Genomic DNA, 18,030 nt, shown 5'->3' on the forward strand with positions numbered 1-18,030 from the left:
CGGTGCGAATAATACCGAAAACGATTGCTAAATTCAACTCAGGCGATTACTTATTCTTCGTAAGCTTCGTCAGTTAATGTTTTTAAGAATGCTTCTAACGCATTAATCTCTTCATCTGTAAGCGGTTTTGCTTTTAAAACATCAGGATTAATGGTTTGAGCATATTCGGCTTTCTCCCATGCTTTCCCTGTTTCAGGATTCACTTTACGATTAGGATTATTGAAACTGTCTTTAAATAGTAAAACGGTTTTTAAATCGCGGAAAACACCGTTATGCATATAAGGCGCAGTAACACCAATATTACGCAAAGTTGGCACTTTAAATTTGCCTTTTTGCTTTTCATCGCCTTTCACCATCGGATTATCCAATAACCCATTATCCACAAAATCGACAGCTAATTTATTGTGCTTAATTAATTCTTGATTACTTGGTACGCCGATATTGAAATAGCGGTAATTCGTAAAAGTTTCTTTTGCTGAATTCGCTTCACTTGATTGGTGGCAGTTACTACAATTTGTGCGTGTTTTATCGAAAAATAATGCCTTACCTTCAGATTCAAGTGCGGTCAATTCTGCTTCACCTTTTAAAGCACGATCATATTTTGAAGAGAATGGCGCAAATAATTCCTGTTTTTCGAACTCGCCAATGGCTTTTTCCATGATGGCATAAATCTTGTCGGTATCTGCCCAAATGCTTTCGCCATAAAGATCTGTAATAGGTTTGTAATAGGTCGGATCTGCTTTTAAACGTTCAACAATAGCTTTCTTATCCGGCATGCCCATTTCTACTGGGTTTACTGGTGGTCCGCCTGCTTGCTCGGCTAAATCTTTCGCACGACCATCCCAGAACTGTCCGCCTACATAATCTTGAATTTTTTTATCAAAATGAAAATCTGGTGAGAACATCGCATAAAGCGCAGTATTAGCATTACGATTACCATGAAGATGAGGATTATCCCCTTCTGAGACCATTTGGTTTGCAGAGTTTTTACGTTGATCCACAAAAGCGGAATCTGGACTATGACAGGTTGAACAGCTTTGTGTTTTATTAAAAGAAATCGATTTATCAAAAAACAACACTTCACCTAGTGCTTTATAATCCAATTCTTTTTTCGTAACTTGATCAGCCAATGCATAATTACTCTGCATCAAAGGTGCAAACAATAAAATAGAAAGCCATTTTTTTTGCATCGTTTTCTCCAAATATTCAAATTATAGATAAAAAATAATCCAACAAAGCTTTGTTGGATTATAAAAGGAAAATAATTTTCTACAAGCTGGTGGCCATCTTAATGCGATCAGCAAACATACCAATGCTCACGCCGAAGTAATTTGATTTGTTCCAATCTAAAATCGTGCGGTAGTTATTGGAAACCAAGAATGCGCGACCAACTTCTTTATCAGGGCGAACGAGCCAAAGATCAGCTTGAGAAAGCGCAGCAAGTTTATCTTGTTCTTGTTGGCTAAAGCTCGCTAAAGTGACGCCTTTAGACTGCCAGTCGCTGAGTGAACGAGCTTTGTTCTTCTCAATACCTGAAAGCGATAAATCTAATGGTTGATTTAATGTTACTTCAACGCCCCAAGGCAATTTGTTATCCCAACCTACAGTGTGGAGATAATTTGCAATTGAAGCAAACGCATCAAATTGGTTCGTCCAAATATCCTTCACGCCATCATTATTACCATCTGCCGCATAGTTTAAGAATGCGCTTGGCATAAATTGAGTTTGTCCCATTGCGCCTGCCCAAGAGCCTAACATTCTATTACGTTGAATATGATCACGTTCTAACATCTTCATTGCATTCACAAATTCTTTGCTAAATAAGGCTTCACGTCTGCCATCAAAGGCTAATGTGGCTAAAGCTGATAGTACATCATAACTACCTTGATAATAGCCAAAACTACTTTCCATACCCCATAAAGCAAGGATATATTCTTGTTGAACGCCATAGCGTTGGCTTGCTTGTTGTAATGGTGCCTGGACTTCCCAATAACGCTCTTCGGCAATGTCTACTTTGTTTTGGGTCAGTACTTTATTCAAATAATTCGTTGTACCGTTTGGATTCGGTAACTGTGGTTGATCCGCATTACGTTGGCTTCTCCCCGCTTGTGCACGATCCAAATCTACAGCCTTTTGCATATATTGAATATTATTTTGTGCATTCAATACTGACAATGATACGCCTTCAGCAGCCGCTTTGCCTTTTAAGAACTGAACATAATCATTAAAGTTATCTAAAGTTCTTGGTTTGCTATAAACAGCATTACTGCTTACTGACGGAATACTTTTCGTGGATGAGGTTGCCGTTGTTGTCGTATTACTTGAACAACCCGCCAATAAAAGTGCGGTCGATAATGCAGTCATTTTTAACGTTGAGATTAAATTCATTTCTTTTCCTTTTTTTAATGTTCAAAATATCGCATTATTTGCGTAAAAATTTGTTATAAACAGCTTTCAATAATGAGGTTGGTAATAAGCGAGAACCTGAGCGCAAGGCAAAGGTGAATAAGCCTGAAAATAAGCCTTGAATACCTAAGCGATGTTTCAATTTAAATAAACGCCATTCTGCTTTCGCTTGGTTTAAACCACGACGACGCCCTACCATGCCATTACCCACGCGGGCATAAACTAAAATGTCCGGCAAGTTTGCCACTTTTTGTCCTTGCGCCACAAGCTTAATCCACAGGTAATAATCTTCCTGTAAATCCTCATATCCACCACAATTAATAACCGCACTTTTTTGATATGCCACCGTCATGTGATTGAACGGACAACGTTTTTGGGTAAATTTAACGATATCTTGTGCTTCAGTCGGCACGTTACGATATGCCACGATGTCTTGAATATTTTCGCCAAACTCAGCAATCTGCCCACCGAAAATAATCGTATCCGGATGTTGCTCAATAAACGACACTTGTTTTGCAAAACGTTCTGGCACACAAATATCATCGGTATCCATACGAAATACCCAATCGTGCGAACAATGTTTCAAACCTTCATTAAGCGCTTTGCCTAAGCCTAAATTTTTTGGCAACTTCACTAAGTTTAAGGGTAATTTTGTTTCGAATTCAGAAACCACGGCCTCCAATTCAGGTGTGACAGCACCATCAAACACCAACACAATCTCATCTGCAGGATGGGTTTGAGCCACTAAACTTTCAAAACACTCTCTTAAATATTGTGGATTTTCCTTAATGTATAAGGACATTAAAACTGAAAATTTCATACTTCTCTATCTAATAAGTTATCTACATAAACCGTTTCAAATTAATTGCCAATTTAGGTGAAATTAAAACCACAAAGGCAATGACTAGCTGCTTAATACTTTTCGTTAATTTAAAAATCTCAAAATAGTAAAAAGCGGCTTTACGGGATAAATTCATAATATGTGGGTAAGCCAACATATATTGTGCGTTGATGGCAAAATTCTTTTCTTGCTCTGCCGTTTTCACATAATGTTCACGGATATAATCAATCGCTTTTTGCGTATTAGTCGTATCCGTTGATACGCTAGAACGCTTGGTATGGAAGGTACAATAAGTTAATGGTTCTGCCACTTTGTACGCTTTAAACGTTGGATCTTGTACAAGCTTCAGCAAGAAATCGTAGTCTTCCAATGAACGAAGTGCGGTCGATAATCCACCAATTTTTAAAAACAGATCTTTTTTTACCCCAATCATCGGCATACCACCGATTTTATTCGCCAGTAAAATTCGCTCTACGCTAATCTCTTGTGGATCAATGGGGTTAGTCACATAGCTAAAACCTTCATTGACCATTTCACATTTAGCTGGATGATACACAAAGTTAACATCGGGATGCTCGGCAATCACATCGGCTAATTTCTGACATTTATCATTTGCAAAACGATCATCGTCATCAAGAAATAACAACCATTCATTATCCGCATTTCGTACCCCAATATTACGGCTTTCTGCCGCCCCTTGATTGGTTTCGTTACGAATAACTTTAACTGCAAATGGATACGATTGTGTCACTTCAACGGGTTCTTTCGAGCAATCATCCACAATCACCACATCAAAATTATAGGTGGTTTGCTTAGTTAAACTTTCCAATAAGGCAGGAATTTCTTCTTTCCGATTATAAGAAGGCACGATGATACTAAACATCTTTCTGCTCCTGTTGTTTAAATAAAATAAGTTGTTTACCGTGAGTGCCAAAAAGCGATAAGAACATCAGCATGACAAACATAATGCCTGGGAAAGCAAAGGTATCCGCTTTGATGTTACAGAACGCTAAAATCACAAAGGCAGAAAGAATAAATTTCCAGCTGCCATCAAACCAGTTTAAGGCAACTTTGCGTACAAAATAGAATGTCACGGCAAAACACACTAAAGCATAAGACACGCCGCCATAAAGAATTTGGCGTAAGAAACCAGAGTCCGTATGCCCATAATAACGGCCAACTTCTAACTCACCTGTCATATACATACCATCGCCATAAATGAACTGCTTGAGCGTTGGCATAAAGAGGTGGTTTTTCATCAAGGTATCTGTTGACGAACTGACAAATCCTGCACCGTGTAATAAATTAATCACGGGCTCTAAAGCATGTGCCACATAAGGATTTTCAGGTAAGAAATAGGCCAGTAATAATACCAAAACAGCAAACGCAATGAGTGATGGAACATAACGCCATTTGAAATACACTAAAATGCTCACAACCGATAACAGAAGGAATGTACGCCCTGAAATTAATCCGATACATAACATTAAAAATACCAGAATACTCGGAAGCGTATTATGTTTAGCGTTGTAAGCCAGTAAGAAATGCAACAGCATTAAATAGAATAAACTCAACTGGAAAAAGGCAGTTGCGGTGATGTTATATAAACGATACTCCTGCTCCGAACCATAAAAACGTGCAGGCAACACCGCATTGGTTGAAAGCAAGAAATCAATCATAAATGATGCACCGAGTAAGCCAATCACGCCTACTGCAAACTGCACTACTACACCGAGTTGTAAATCACGCACCACCTTCAGTTGATCATTTACATTGGCATAGAAGGCATTATAAAGTCCCACGCCGAAGATAAATAAAATCAGCTCTTTCACATACATGGTGATGACAGAAAAATCTCGCGTACCATTGACTAAAAGTGGAATCACGCTAAATGCAATCAGCCCAATGATAACGACTAAACTATCCACTGGCACGGTAATACCTTGTGGTTTCTGCTTTTTAAAATACTGATAAGCCAATACAACCAATGCCGCTAAACCTGCGACGAATGACATTCGTACAACATGAAACAGCCAAGGATCGTAAAGATAAAAAAGATTAAAAAGTGCGGTCATTTTTACGTTATTTTCCTAAATTCTTTTTCACTGCTAAGATTTTTTTGAGTGGATATTTAATTAATTTCTTCACTAAATTATTAGATTTTGAACCGCGAATCGCTTCCAAATTACTCACTAATTGTGGATTTTCAATCGCCACAAGCGGTCGAACCACATTGTTATTAATCTGGAATTGGGTTTCAAATAGCAAGAAATCATCAGCAAGCCAAAACGGTTTTTCTTGTTCAAGTTGCTTTAAAAATGCACGTGCCGCTGATTTTTTGATTAAGTATGCCACCGTACCTGCGAAATAACTTTTATACGGGTAAGCCACGGTGACATCACCAATAGTTTGGCGCAAGAATGAAAAAGTGGTTGGATAATTAATTTCTAATTCCACATCATCAAATTCCGCAATTTTTGACTGCCCGATTAATACAATATCTGCATCACATTTTTCGGTTAAAAGTGCGATCGTTTTTGGTGATAAATTAGCATTAAATAACGCATCATCTTCACAGATCAATGCATAGTCATTTTCCGTCACATTTTGATCTTCTACGATCTGGCGATAAACCGCTAAATGACTTAATGTACAACCTATTTCACCTTTTGTGACGTTGCGCCCATAATGCTGTTCAAACTTCGTTGGATTGAATACTTCTGCCAATTCATCCCATTCTTTTTTCATGGTATTAATGGCTGAAAATACAACGAAATCTGCCGTATCTGGTTGAGCAAAAAACAGCTCACGACGCTGAACATCTTTATCTAGTGAAATCAAATATTTATTCATAATTATCTCAAATTTGGTTTTTGCAGTATTTTGATTACAACAAACGGAAATAGTTGCAAATTATACTAAAGAAATAGTCCTATGGCATGGCTTTTAACACAACTTTAAAAAGCCTTAAAAAAATAACCGCACTTTAAATGCTTAAAGCGCGGTCTATTTTAAACGGATTAATATGTTATTTCTTTCAATTAGAAAATTGCAGTCGCTAAACCGACTACAACACTTAAAGAAAGCACTACAGCTAACATTGCGTAACCAAAATCACTCATTTTAATTTCCCACTTGTTTAGTTAAAGATAACCCATTCTAACAATAAAGCACGTTTTTTCAAAAATTTTTTATAATTTACTTAACCTATTTGGTGACAGTCTTTATAATAGGAAAAATTCTCTAGAGGCAAAATTATGGCAACAATTAAAGATGTCGCGAAAATGGCCGGTGTTTCCACCACCACTGTTTCCCATGTAATTAATAAAACCCGTTTTGTAGCAAAAGAAACCGAAGAGGCGGTGATGCAAGCCATTAAAAGCTTGAAATACTCACCAAGTGCTGTTGCTCGGAGTTTGAAAGTCAATACGACAAAATCCATTGGGATGATTGTTACCACCAGTGAATCCCCTTATTTTGCTGAAATCATTCATGCCGTTGAAGATCATTGTTATCGTCAAGGCTATTCACTTTTTTTGTGTAATACACAAAATGATCCTGAAAAAATTAAAAACCACGTCGAAATGCTTGCCAAAAAACGTGTAGATGGTTTATTGGTCATGTGTTCTGAATACACACAACATTCGCTCGATGTACTTTCTAGTTTCTCGTCTGTGCCGATGGTGGTAATGGATTGGGGGCCAAATACAGATACCGATATCATTGAAGATAACAGTTTTACGGGCGGTTACCTTGCCACGAAACATTTAATTGATTGTGGCCATAAAGCCATTGGTCTTATTGCGGGTGAATTAGATAAAACGACTGCAAGAACCCGTTACGAGGGCTTTGTAAAAGCCATGAATGAAGCCAATCTACCGATCCATGAAAATTGGATTATGGAAGGTTTCTTCGAGCCTGAAGACGGTTACGAGTGTATGAATAAAATTCTTGCACAAGATAGTCTACCTACTGCCGTGTTCTGTTGTAATGATGTAATGGCATTAGGTGCAATTTCTGCGATTACGGAAAAAGGCTTGCGCGTGCCTGATGATATTTCGATTATCGGCTATGATAATATTCACTCATCACGTTTCTATGCACCGCCGCTCACAACGATTCACCAATCGAAGTCTCGTTTAGGTGCACAAGCGGTTAATCTTTTATTTGAGCGTATTGCCAATAAAGATAACGATAATCACGAAAAACACCGCATTGCGATCCATCCTGAACTCGTCATTCGAAAATCAGTTCGCAACCTTAAATAAACATTAAACTTTTTGACCGCACTTTGAATTTTATCTAAAAAAGTGCGGTCATTTTTTTACTTATTTTAGCCTTTTTTGATTTAATGCAAGTTTTTGACGTAGAGCATTTGATCCCGATACATATTTTTGGTTATATCTCCCCTAGTTTTATTTTTTTCTTTATCGGAGTTCATATGACTGATGAGTATCGCACTCTCCGCCATAACATTAATATGCTAGGGCGTTTTCTTGGAGAAACCATTAATGATGCACAAGGCGAAAACATTCTCACCTTAATTGAAAATGTTCGTCAATTGTCCAAACAATCTCGAGCGGGTGATAGCCAAGCACGTAAAACATTGTTAGATACCCTTTCCACCATTTCTAACGAAAACATTATTCCCGTTGCGCGTGCATTCAGCCATTTCCTTAACTTAACGAATATCGCTGAACAATACCAAACGGTCTCTCGCCAACACAAAGATTTACAATCTTCTAATCGTTCATTAAGTGCTTTATTCCAACGCTTAAAAGCATTAAATATTTCAAAAGAAGAAGTTTACAAAACCGTTGAAAACTTGCTCATTGAGCTAGTATTAACCGCACACCCAACCGAAACCACACGACGTTCGTTAATCCACAAACACGTTGAGATCAATAAATGCTTAAGCAAATTAGAACACGATGATTTAACACCGAAAGAACGCGGCATTATTGAACGTCTGTTGCTTCGTTTAATTGCTGAAGCTTGGCATACCAATGAAATCCGTACTGTTCGCCCTACCCCATTCGATGAAGCAAAATGGGGCTATGCCATGATCGAAAATAGCCTATGGCAAGGAGTACCGGAATTCTTACGTCAACTAAATGAACATGCTCGTGAATTCTTAGGCTACGATTTACCTGTGGGCTTACGTCCTGTCAGAATTTCTTCTTGGATGGGCGGTGACCGTGATGGTAACCCATTTGTTACTTCAAAAATTACGCAACAAGTGCTCTATCTTGCTCGTTGGAAAGCGGCGGATTTATTCTTAAATGACATTAAATCCCTTGCCGATGAATTATCCATGGTGAAATGCACACCAGAATTTACCGCAAAATATGGTGAACATTTAGAACCTTATCGTTTTGTGGTCAAAGCGCTTCGTGCAAAACTTATCGCGACCCTTGATTACTTTGAAGATTGCATGGCAAATCGTCCGCCACGCGTAAGCCAAGCAGATATCATCATGGAAGATAATCAACTTTGGGAACCACTCTATGATTGCTATCAATCATTGATGGCATGCGGCATGCGGATTATTGCCAATGGATCCTTATTGGATATTTTGCATCGTATTCGCTGTTTTGGGGTTACCCTTTCACAAATGGATATCCGTCAAGAAAGTACGCGTCATACAGATGCGATTGCTGAAATTACCCGTTATCTTGGTATTGGAGATTATGCACAATGGAGCGAAGCAGAAAAACAATCTTTCTTGGTGCGTGAATTAAATTCTCGCCGTCCATTAATTCCAACCCATTGGGAGCCATCTGCAGAAACCCAAGAAATTTTAGAGACTTGCAAAGTCATTGCACAACAAAAACAAGGTGTAATTGCTTGCTATATTATTTCCATGGCAAGAAGCGCCTCTGATGTTCTTGCTGTGCATTTATTATTAAAAGAAGCGGGCGTGCCTTATCACATTCCTGTCGTGCCACTCTTTGAAACCTTAGATGACTTAGATGCCTCTGAAGGTGTCATGCGTCAATTGTTTAATATTGGTTGGTATCGTGGCGTAATTAACAATCACCAAATGGTGATGATTGGTTATTCTGACTCAGCTAAAGATGCGGGAATGATGGCAGCTTCATGGGCACAATATCGTGCACAAGAAGCATTAGTCAATTTAACCGAAGAACTGGGTATTGAACTCACTTTATTCCATGGTCGTGGTGGTACAATCGGTCGTGGTGGTGCGCCTGCACATGCAGCATTACTTTCTCAACCTCCACGCTCACTCAAAAATGGTTTACGTGTGACTGAACAAGGGGAAATGATTCGCTTTAAACTTGGTTTACCCGAAGTTGCGGTTGAAACCTTTGATCTTTACGCGAGCGCGATTTTAGAAGCAAACTTACTCCCACCGCCAGAACCTAAAGCAGAATGGCGTACCGTCATGGATGAGCTTTCCGCTACTTCATGTGACATTTACCGTAGTGTTGTTCGTGGGGATAAAGACTTCGTGCCTTATTTCCGCAGTGCCACACCAGAACAAGAACTGTCTAAACTACCACTTGGCTCTCGCCCTGCAAAACGTAATCCAAATGGTGGCGTAGAAAGCTTGCGTGCCATTCCATGGATTTTTGCTTGGATGCAAAACCGCTTAATGCTACCGGCATGGCTTGGTGCGGGTGCGGCAATTCAAAAAATTGTAGATGAAGGCAAAGGTCATATTATTGAAGAAATGTGTAAAGCTTGGCCATTCTTCTCTACTCGTGTGGGGATGTTAGAAATGGTGTTCAGTAAAACCGATACTTGGCTTTCTGAACAATATGATCATAACTTAGTGAAAAAAGAACTTTGGTACTTAGGTGAAAATCTGCGTAATCAACTGAATGCAGATATTAAAACCGTGCTTTCGCTTTCTCACAAAGATGAATTAATGGCGGACTTGCCGTGGATCGCCGATTCTATTGCGTTACGTAATGTTTATACGGATCCACTCAATCTTCTTCAAGTGGAACTGCTCCGTCGTTTCCGTGAATCGCCTGAAAACCCAAGCCCTGATGTAGAACAAGCCCTGATGATTACCATCACAGGTATTGCCGCAGGTATGCGAAATACGGGCTAGTTACGGCAACTAAAAATAAGTGCGGTCAAAAACAACGATAAATTTGACCGCACTTTTTGTTTTCTGTTTCTTGCGGTATCATACGTGCAATTGACTTAATGAAGGAAAACCCAATGACAACTGATATTCAAAAACTCGATCCAGATGCAGCGATTGATCTTGCTTATGATATTTTCTTAGAGATGGCGGGCGAAAATCTCGATCCAGCAGATATTATGCTATTCAATCTGCAATTTGAAGATCGTGGTGCGGTCGAGTTTGTCGAAACGGCAGATGATTGGGAACAAGAAATTGGGGTATTAATCGATCCTGACGCTTTTGCTGAAGTTTGGGTGGGATTAGTGAATGAGAAAGATGAAATGGATGATGTGTTTGCAAAATTCTTAATTTCACACCGAGAAGAAGATCGTGAATTCCACGTTATTTGGAAAAAATAACTACCCTTCTCGCACATATCAATTCACAAACTAAAACCGGTTTAATTTAACATTAAACCGGTTTTTGCTTAACAGATTCGTGGTAAAGGTTCGTTACGCGGTAAGTCTAACAAGCGACTTTGACCGAAAAGCCCAACAGCACGAACTTTGCCATCAGTCGTTACCTCGCCGATTACGGCCGCATTTTCACCTAATGGATGGCTACGAAGTGCGGTCAGAATTTCAGCTGTTTTTTCTTTATCCGCCACAATCACCAATTTACCTTCATTAGCAAAATTTAACGCATCTAAACCGAGTAATTCGCAAATACCGCGTACTTCCTGACGAATTGGTAATACCGTTTCATCAATTTGAATCCCTACTTTCTGTGCCTGTGCAAATTCATGGAGTACCGCATTCACACCACCACGGGTTGCATCGCGCACAGCTTTCACGCCTTCAATCGGACGAATACAATCAATAAGCGGGGCAAGCACAGCACAATCACTGCGTAAGTCCGTTTGAATACCAAGATTTTCGCGTAAATTCAAAATGGTTGCACCATGATCACCCAAAGTACCACTCACGATAATCTGATCACCTGGTTGAATGCGATGTACACCCCAGTCGAGTCCGTTTGGAATCACACCAATGCCTGCCGTATTGATAAACACTTTATCTATCGCGCCTTTTTGTACTACTTTGGTATCACCTGTTACCACTTGAATACCAGCTGAATGGCAGGCTTTTGCCATAGATTGAATCAATTTTTTTAAAGTTTCTAATGGTAAGCCTTCTTCCAGAATAAACCCACAGGATAAATATTTTGGTACGGCACCACATACCGCTACATCGTTAGCTGTGCCACACACGGCGAGTTTACCAATGTCACCACCCGGGAAAAAAATCGGATCAATCACAAAACTATCGGTAGAAAATGACAGAGTCTCACCTAAAGCATTCAACTCTTGTAAAGCAATGCGAGCCTGATCTTCGCCTTGTGAAAGTATTGGGTTATCAAATGCCTCGACAAAATAATCGCGGATCAACTCTTGCATTGTGGCACCACCATTTCCGTGTGCCATTGTAATAAAATCAGTCATTGTTTTATTCCCGTCTATATTGATAATAGGCCGCACATGCCCCTTCGGAAGACACCATTAACGCACCATAAGCATTGTCTGGATTACATTTTTTAGCAAATAATGGGCAATCAGCCGGCTTGCATTTACCGATTAATACATCACCGCAGCGAGAATCAGGATCATCAGCAACTTGATGTGGCTGACATGCAAAATGCGCTTCTGCATCAAAGCATTGATAATCATCTGTCAGTTCTACGCCTGATTCTGCAATTTCGCCCAATCCACGCCATTCGCTGCTGGCTTTCAAGCGGAATACTTCACTGATTGCCTGTTGAGCCAACACATTGCCATGTTGGTGCACAATGCGTTTATACTGATTTTCCACTTCACAGCGTTGTTCAGCAATCTGTGTTACCAACATTAAAATTGCTTGTAGGATATCTAAAGGTTCAAAACCAGTGATCACAAAAGGCTTATGATAGGTGTCACATAATTCTTGGTAAGGTTCAGAACCAATTACCATGCTGACATGACCGGGCGCAATAAAGCCGTCAATTTTTACTTGTCCTTGCGACAATAAGCTGTGTAATGTCGGGATGATAGTAATATTTTGGCATACCACAAAAAAGTTTTTTACCTGTTGTTTTTTCGCTTGTTGCAAGGTAATTGCGGCACTTGGCATGGTCGTTTCAAAACCAAGTGAAAAGAACACCACTTTTTTGTCTGGATTATTCAATGCGATATTCAATGCATCAAGCGGTGAATAAACAATTCGAACATCTGCGCCCTGTGCTTTGGCTTCTAATAATGAACCTAAACGTCCGCGTACTCGCATGGCATCACCGAAAGTACAGAAAATCACTTCTGGACGACGAGCAATCTCAATACAAACATCAATTCGCCCCATCGGTAAGACACATACTGGGCAGCCTGGACCGTGAATAAACTCAATACTTTTGGGTAATAGACGATCTAGTCCAAATTTAAAAATGGTATGGGTATGTCCGCCGCAGACCTCCATTAGATATAACGGATTTTCTGGCGTAAAGTGCTGTTGTTTTTCCATTATTTTTTGTAGTCGCTGCAACAGACTTTTGGCCAGTTCAGGATCACGAAATTCATCAACAAACTGCATTTGATGCTCCTATCGTTCTTGCGCTTTTAACCAGTCTAGCCATTGCTGTAATCCTTCTCCACTTTGAGAAGACAACTGGATAACCTCAATTGTCGGATTCACTTGTTTCGCATAAGCAATACATTTTTCCACATCGAAATTCAAGTAAGGTAGTAAATCCACTTTATTTAAAATCATTAATTTAGAAGCCGCAAACATATGTGGATATTTCAGCGGTTTATCTTCACCTTCTGTCACGGATAAAATCACCACTTTGGCATGCTCACCTAAATCAAATTCTGATGGGCAGACTAGGTTTCCGACATTTTCAATAAACATCAGACTATTTTCCTGTGGCTGCAATTTCACTAATGCATTACCAATCATTTGTGCATCTAAGTGACATCCTTTACCTGTATTGACTTGAATTGCCGGCACACCGGTTTGACGAATACGATCCGCATCGTTTTCTGTTTGCTGATCCCCTTCGATCACATAACAAGGATAGTCATTTTTTAATGCATTTAACGTAGTCGTCAATAAGGTTGTTTTGCCTGAACCAGGACTTGAAACAAGATTAAGTGCCAAAATATGCTGATTGGCAAAAAAGCGACGATTCATATCGGCTAACTGATTGTTGGCACCAAGAATATCTTGCTCTACTTTCAGTAATCGTTGCTGGGTTTCTTCTTGTTGCGGCGTGTCTGGCATGCGGAAGGAGGAATGAGAAAAATTAGGTAGTTTTGTTGCATGTTGCGCATTGGAATCATGATGAACATGCGGTAATTCACCGATTCTGACTTGATCTGGATGGCCACAGCCACAGGTTGTACACATAAGTCACCTCAATAATTTTTCGTTTATTCTGTAAATACTTAGAATCTATGGTAATTCACATGCGTTAGAATACCATATTCTCTATCTTAAATATATTCTTTGAAGAGAGATAAATACATACTATCAAGTAGTTAGCGTATTTTATATTCAAAAGATCAAATTTAATTTGTCCATTTAGATATCTTTGCTATTTTACGGCAATTTCTTTCACTCTAAATTCGGTGCCACTTCGACGTTGTAAATATGCACTGTGACAATGTGGACAGCAATCTTGATAGGCTTCAATCTCAACTTCCTTTTGACATTGCCAGCACCATGCAATCGCAGGTAAATGAATAAAATGTAACTGACAGTTTTCAGCAACGGTATCTTTGCGCATAATTTCAAAGCAAAATTCTACCGCACTTTGCTCGACACAAGACAGTGCCCCAATTTCTAGCCAAATATCTGTCACTTCATGGATTTCATGCTTTTTCTGTTGTTGATCAATAATTTCCATAATATTCTGACAGAGAGACATCTCATGCATGATTTTCTCCTTAAAATAAAAAAGCAGTCTGTTCCAATTTTACTCTTTTTTGATGTTTATTTTCAGCTTTTCTATGTTTCACTGTTCGATATTTAAACATTATTTGAAAAATTTTTACTGGTACTCGTGCTAGACATCATTTTAGCGGCACAAAATTAATGCCGCTATGCTGCAATAAGGTATTCATTAAATCATTATTTTGTTCAAACTGGCTACATTTGCCTTTGAGCTGAATTAAGCGAATTCGTAAGTGAGCCAATTCATGGATCCGTTTTGACACTTCTCGAATATGTCGATCTAGCAGCTCATTGATTTCTCGTTCCTGCTCTTGAGTGGCACATTGAGGATTGAGCAACATTTTGATTTCTTTTAGTGAAATATCCAAACTGCGACAATAACAAATAAAAGAAAGTTGTTTCAAATGCTCTTCCGTATAAACACGAAAATTACCGCTCGTTCGTTTGGCTGGCTCGATTAATCCTTGTTTTTCATAGAAACGTACAGCTTCCACCGTACAGCCAACAATGTTGGCTAGTTGACCAATTTTCATTTTTTATTAAATTACACTTGACTCTGAAGTTACTTCATATTTTATACTTTATCACAGTATTCACATGTTAGAAAAGGAGAACTTCCATGAAAAAAACAGCATTGTTTATTACCGCACTATTCGGTGCTTCACTCGCTAATGCACATAATGTTTGGTTGAAGCCTGCTAAGGATGCAAAAGGGCAATATGTGGTTAAATTTGGTCATGAGGAAACCGAAACCTATCCTCAAAGCAAATTAAAAGCGGTACGCCTACTTGATGCTAAAGGCCAATTGCAAAATGCCACAGTAAACTTTAAAGAAGGCGAAGCGCACTTTGCCGCACCTGATGCTGCCATCGCATTTATTCGCTTTGATAATGGTGTTTGGTCGAAATTGCCAAGCGGTAAATATGTCGAAAAAACCAAACAGCAAGCACCTGAAGCTGTACTCAGTGTTAACCCAGTCAAATTCGGCAAAGCGATTTTACACTGGGATGCGCAAGCGAATAAATCACACAATATGGATTATGAGCTTATTCCACAAAGTGAACCGAAAGCGGGACAACCACTGGATATTCTCGTGTTAGTAAAAGGTAAACCAGTGCAAGGCATCAAAGTGGGTTTAGGCGAAGATCACCCATTCAACTTAACCAATGAAAAAGGTATTGCACAATTCACCCCTAAAGCGGGCTATAACAAAGTCTGGGCTGAATTTGACGAGCCGGTTAAAGACAATCCTGACTATAGCAAACGTAGTGTTGAATATATGCTGACTTTTGATGCGAAATAATGAAAAGAGTTGTATTTTTAACCGCACTTTTCACCTGGCTGTGCGCACCATCCGCATTGGCTCATAGTTTGCATGTTTTTGCACAATATGATGGACGCACAGTTTCTGGCAAAGCCTATTATTCCGATATGACCCCAGCGGCAGAAACCTATATGGAGATTTTGCAAGCTGGCCAGGACTCCCCTCTATTGGAAGGCAAAACAGATCGAGATGGGCTATTTGCCTATCCGATCAATACCACTGCCGAAGGTGCCATTAAAGTAGTGATAGAAGGTGAAGAAGGACATCGAGCCTCAATTGTTGCCAACAGAGTATCTGCGCAAGCCACTAATAACAATGACAATGCATTGATGTTGGTCCGCGAAGATATTTCTAAATTAAAAGACAAAATTTACCTACACGATATTATTGGTGGTATCGGTTATATTGTTGGCATTTTCGGCTTATGGGCATTGATTAGAGCCTCAAAGATGACGCGTGCGTCGCAATCTAAGGAAAGATAATATGCATTTATCGGAAGGTGTGTTGCATACACCCGTATTGCTTAGTGGTGCAGCTGTCGCATTAGTCTGCGTAATGATTGGTCTTAAACGACTCAATTCGCAGCAATTGCCGCTAACAGCATTGTTTGCTGCTGCTTTTTTTGTTGCTGGAACCATTCATGTACCGGTAGGCATTGGTAGCGTGCATCTTATCTTAAACGGCATGGCTGGTCTGTTTCTTGGCTGGGCCGTTTTCCCTGCCTTTTTAATCGCATTAGTCCTACAAGCCCTGCTCTTTTCCTTCGGTGGATTTGCTGTATTAGGCGTCAATTTATGCGTAATGGCATTACCTGCTCTTCTTGTACATTGGTTATTTGCAAAAAGACTTGAAAATGACAATTCCCGTCGAACTCAAATTACTGCAGGTATTGGTGCTGGCGTGATCGGCGTTGGCGGTTCAGCCTTGCTCGCCTCTTTAGTCTTGGCTCTAGATGGTGGTAAAGCTTACAGCGATCTGATCATGCTGCTGGTAATATCACATATTCCTGTGTTTATTATCGACAGTATCGTCAGCGTCGGGGTGGTCTTATTGTTAAACAAAATGTATCCAACAGCGCTCAGTGTGGTGAAATGAATTTTCTTGCTATTTTTCAACCGCACTTGCGATTAATTTATGTGTTTTTGTGTGGACTTATCGTCAGCACAATGACACATATTTCAATGCTTATTATCCTTAATCTGATCGTATTCAGCGGGTTACTTATTACGCTAATTCGATATCAAAAATCCCTCGCCGATTATTTTAAATATTGGTTGAAACTGAATTTCTTTACTTTGCTTGTTTGGTTGACCTTAAGTTGGAAAATCACTGAACAAGGCTTAGCATTGAATCCAATGGGTATTCAGCTCGCGCTACTCATCACGCTACGTTTCAATTTAATTTTAAGCTTAACTCGCCTCTTGTTAATTGATATGAACGAGAGCCTTTTATTGCAAGCATTGTGTCGTTTGCCATTGCCTGAAAAACTACTTCACCTATTCGTTCTGACCGTGCGTTATATTTCTGTACTTGGTGATGTACATAAAAAAATGGATATGGCGATGCGCGCACGCGGATATCAGCCAAAACTTAACGGTAGAACCTTATTCATTGCCTCACAACGTGTGGCATTATTATTAATTCATGCACTCGTTAAAGCAGAAAAAACAGAAATGGCGCTAAAAGCACGTGGCTTTCAACTGAATGATATTAAAAAAACACAGGATAAATCTTGATGAACGTCCTCGAAGTCAAACAATTACAGATCATGCGCGACCAACGCATGATTATTGATAACCTTTCTTTTGAACTCCCTGAAGGTCATCGCCTTTTTTTACAAGGTGATATTGGTTGTGGGAAATCAACCCTATTACACTGTCTATTAGGCTTTATCCCATACCAACAAGGAGAAATTAGCTGGTTCGACAACACCTGCCGCCAAGAAAAAGATTTTGTACCACTACGTGGAAAGGTCGGCATCTGTTTCCAACACGCGGGCGATCAACTTTTTGGTCCAACCGTACTTGATGATGTGGCGTTTGGTCCACTTAATCAGGGCTTGAACAGAAATGAAGCCTATCAAATTGCATTACAGCAACTAGAACGTCTGAATATTGTTAGGTTAAAAGATCGCTCAGTAAATACCTTATCTGGCGGTGAACAGAATTTTACTGCGCTAGCCGGTGTTCTGGCGATGCAGCCAAAAGTATTGCTGTTAGATGAACCAACCAATGGACTGGATGTAAAAAATATTGCCAAACTGACCGCACTTTTACGCGAATTACAGTTGCCAATGCTTATTGCCTCGCATGATTTACGCTTTAGTGAAACACTTGCGGATTCCTGTTTGTCTTTAGCCACAGATAATGATGGCTAAATG

At 39.6% G+C, this 18,030-nt stretch carries 19 protein-coding genes; 8 read left to right on the plus strand and 11 right to left on the minus strand.

Annotated features, from left to right (window positions below; translation table 11 throughout):
* Positions 1-50: 50 nt before the first annotated feature.
* The 6 genes from HMPREF2732_RS02235 to HMPREF2732_RS02260 form a co-directional block, all read right to left on the minus strand.
* On the minus strand, positions 51-1,190 hold the full coding sequence (locus HMPREF2732_RS02235) for a cytochrome-c peroxidase (protein ID WP_070590760.1): 1,140 nt from the start codon (positions 1,188-1,190) through the stop codon (positions 51-53).
* Between the two features lie 79 nt (positions 1,191-1,269).
* Entirely contained in the window at positions 1,270-2,388 is a 1,119-nt protein-coding gene (locus tag HMPREF2732_RS02240; RefSeq protein WP_070590763.1) for a lytic murein transglycosylase, read from the minus strand.
* A 34-nt stretch (positions 2,389-2,422) separates the two neighbouring features.
* Positions 2,423-3,226, minus strand: coding sequence for a glycosyltransferase family 2 protein (locus HMPREF2732_RS02245; RefSeq protein ID WP_049369304.1), 804 nt, complete (start codon positions 3,224-3,226; stop codon positions 2,423-2,425).
* A 22-nt stretch (positions 3,227-3,248) separates the two neighbouring features.
* A complete protein-coding gene (locus HMPREF2732_RS02250; protein ID WP_049369305.1) occupies positions 3,249-4,130 on the minus strand; it encodes a glycosyltransferase family 2 protein in 882 nt (293 codons plus the stop codon).
* On the minus strand, positions 4,123-5,322 hold the full coding sequence (locus HMPREF2732_RS02255; protein WP_049369307.1) for a hypothetical protein: 1,200 nt from the start codon (positions 5,320-5,322) through the stop codon (positions 4,123-4,125). The genes HMPREF2732_RS02250 and HMPREF2732_RS02255 overlap by 8 nt, the downstream gene beginning before the upstream one ends.
* Before the next feature lie 7 nt (positions 5,323-5,329).
* The gene (locus HMPREF2732_RS02260; protein WP_049369308.1) at positions 5,330-6,100 is read right to left on the minus strand and encodes a glycosyltransferase family 25 protein; all 771 of its coding nucleotides are present in this window, start codon (positions 6,098-6,100) and stop codon (positions 5,330-5,332) included.
* Between the two features lie 404 nt (positions 6,101-6,504).
* Here HMPREF2732_RS02260 and purR point away from each other — a divergent pair, with 404 nt between their 5' ends.
* The 3 genes from purR to HMPREF2732_RS02275 all read left to right on the plus strand — a co-directional run bounded on the left by purR (position 6,505) and on the right by HMPREF2732_RS02275 (position 10,765).
* The gene (purR, locus tag HMPREF2732_RS02265) at positions 6,505-7,515 is read left to right on the plus strand and encodes an HTH-type transcriptional repressor PurR (protein ID WP_049369309.1); all 1,011 of its coding nucleotides are present in this window, start codon (positions 6,505-6,507) and stop codon (positions 7,513-7,515) included.
* Positions 7,516-7,688: 173 nt separating this feature from the next.
* Positions 7,689-10,328 carry a phosphoenolpyruvate carboxylase gene (gene ppc, locus HMPREF2732_RS02270; RefSeq protein WP_049369311.1) on the plus strand — a complete coding sequence of 880 codons (2,640 nt, stop codon included), beginning with the start codon at positions 7,689-7,691 and terminating at the stop codon, positions 10,326-10,328.
* A 113-nt stretch (positions 10,329-10,441) separates the two neighbouring features.
* On the plus strand, positions 10,442-10,765 hold the full coding sequence (locus tag HMPREF2732_RS02275; RefSeq protein ID WP_049357433.1) for an HI1450 family dsDNA-mimic protein: 324 nt from the start codon (positions 10,442-10,444) through the stop codon (positions 10,763-10,765).
* 68 nt (positions 10,766-10,833) lie between these two features.
* On the opposite strand, the gene hypE is transcribed toward HMPREF2732_RS02275, so the two are convergent.
* The 5 genes from hypE to HMPREF2732_RS02300 all read right to left on the minus strand — a co-directional run bounded on the left by hypE (position 10,834) and on the right by HMPREF2732_RS02300 (position 14,859).
* Positions 10,834-11,847, minus strand: a complete 1,014-nt coding sequence (hypE, locus tag HMPREF2732_RS02280; protein ID WP_070590766.1) for a hydrogenase expression/formation protein HypE — start codon at positions 11,845-11,847, stop codon at positions 10,834-10,836.
* 4 nt (positions 11,848-11,851) lie between these two features.
* Positions 11,852-12,964: a hydrogenase formation protein HypD gene (gene hypD / locus HMPREF2732_RS02285; RefSeq protein ID WP_049369315.1), complete on the minus strand. Its 1,113-nt coding sequence runs from the start codon at positions 12,962-12,964 to the stop codon at positions 11,852-11,854.
* A gap of 9 nt (positions 12,965-12,973) precedes the next feature.
* Positions 12,974-13,780, minus strand: a complete 807-nt coding sequence (gene hypB / locus HMPREF2732_RS02290) for a hydrogenase nickel incorporation protein HypB (RefSeq protein WP_070590768.1) — start codon at positions 13,778-13,780, stop codon at positions 12,974-12,976.
* A gap of 187 nt (positions 13,781-13,967) precedes the next feature.
* Positions 13,968-14,309 carry a hydrogenase maturation nickel metallochaperone HypA gene (gene hypA, locus HMPREF2732_RS02295; RefSeq protein WP_070590771.1) on the minus strand — a complete coding sequence of 114 codons (342 nt, stop codon included), beginning with the start codon at positions 14,307-14,309 and terminating at the stop codon, positions 13,968-13,970.
* A 136-nt stretch (positions 14,310-14,445) separates the two neighbouring features.
* On the minus strand, positions 14,446-14,859 hold the full coding sequence (locus tag HMPREF2732_RS02300; RefSeq protein WP_005697590.1) for a MerR family transcriptional regulator: 414 nt from the start codon (positions 14,857-14,859) through the stop codon (positions 14,446-14,448).
* Between the two features lie 86 nt (positions 14,860-14,945).
* Here HMPREF2732_RS02300 and HMPREF2732_RS02305 point away from each other — a divergent pair, with 86 nt between their 5' ends.
* The 5 genes from HMPREF2732_RS02305 to HMPREF2732_RS02325 are packed head-to-tail and all read left to right on the plus strand — an operon-like array spanning position 14,946 to position 18,027.
* Positions 14,946-15,629 carry a DUF4198 domain-containing protein gene (locus tag HMPREF2732_RS02305; protein ID WP_070590774.1) on the plus strand — a complete coding sequence of 228 codons (684 nt, stop codon included), beginning with the start codon at positions 14,946-14,948 and terminating at the stop codon, positions 15,627-15,629.
* Positions 15,629-16,132, plus strand: coding sequence for a hypothetical protein (locus HMPREF2732_RS02310; RefSeq protein ID WP_070590776.1), 504 nt, complete (start codon positions 15,629-15,631; stop codon positions 16,130-16,132). The genes HMPREF2732_RS02305 and HMPREF2732_RS02310 overlap by 1 nt, the downstream gene beginning before the upstream one ends.
* A gap of 1 nt (position 16,133) precedes the next feature.
* A complete protein-coding gene (cbiM, locus tag HMPREF2732_RS02315) occupies positions 16,134-16,745 on the plus strand; it encodes a cobalt transporter CbiM (protein ID WP_070590778.1) in 612 nt (203 codons plus the stop codon).
* Positions 16,742-17,386, plus strand: coding sequence for an energy-coupling factor transporter transmembrane component T family protein (locus tag HMPREF2732_RS02320; RefSeq protein WP_070590779.1), 645 nt, complete (start codon positions 16,742-16,744; stop codon positions 17,384-17,386). Before cbiM ends, HMPREF2732_RS02320 begins: the two co-directional genes overlap by 4 nt.
* Entirely contained in the window at positions 17,386-18,027 is a 642-nt protein-coding gene (locus tag HMPREF2732_RS02325; protein WP_070590783.1) for an energy-coupling factor ABC transporter ATP-binding protein, read from the plus strand. Before HMPREF2732_RS02320 ends, HMPREF2732_RS02325 begins: the two co-directional genes overlap by 1 nt.
* Positions 18,028-18,030 lie beyond the last annotated feature (3 nt).

It is taken from the genome of Haemophilus sp. HMSC061E01, from assembly GCF_001810345.1.
In the GTDB taxonomy this organism is placed as follows: domain Bacteria; phylum Pseudomonadota; class Gammaproteobacteria; order Enterobacterales; family Pasteurellaceae; genus Haemophilus_D.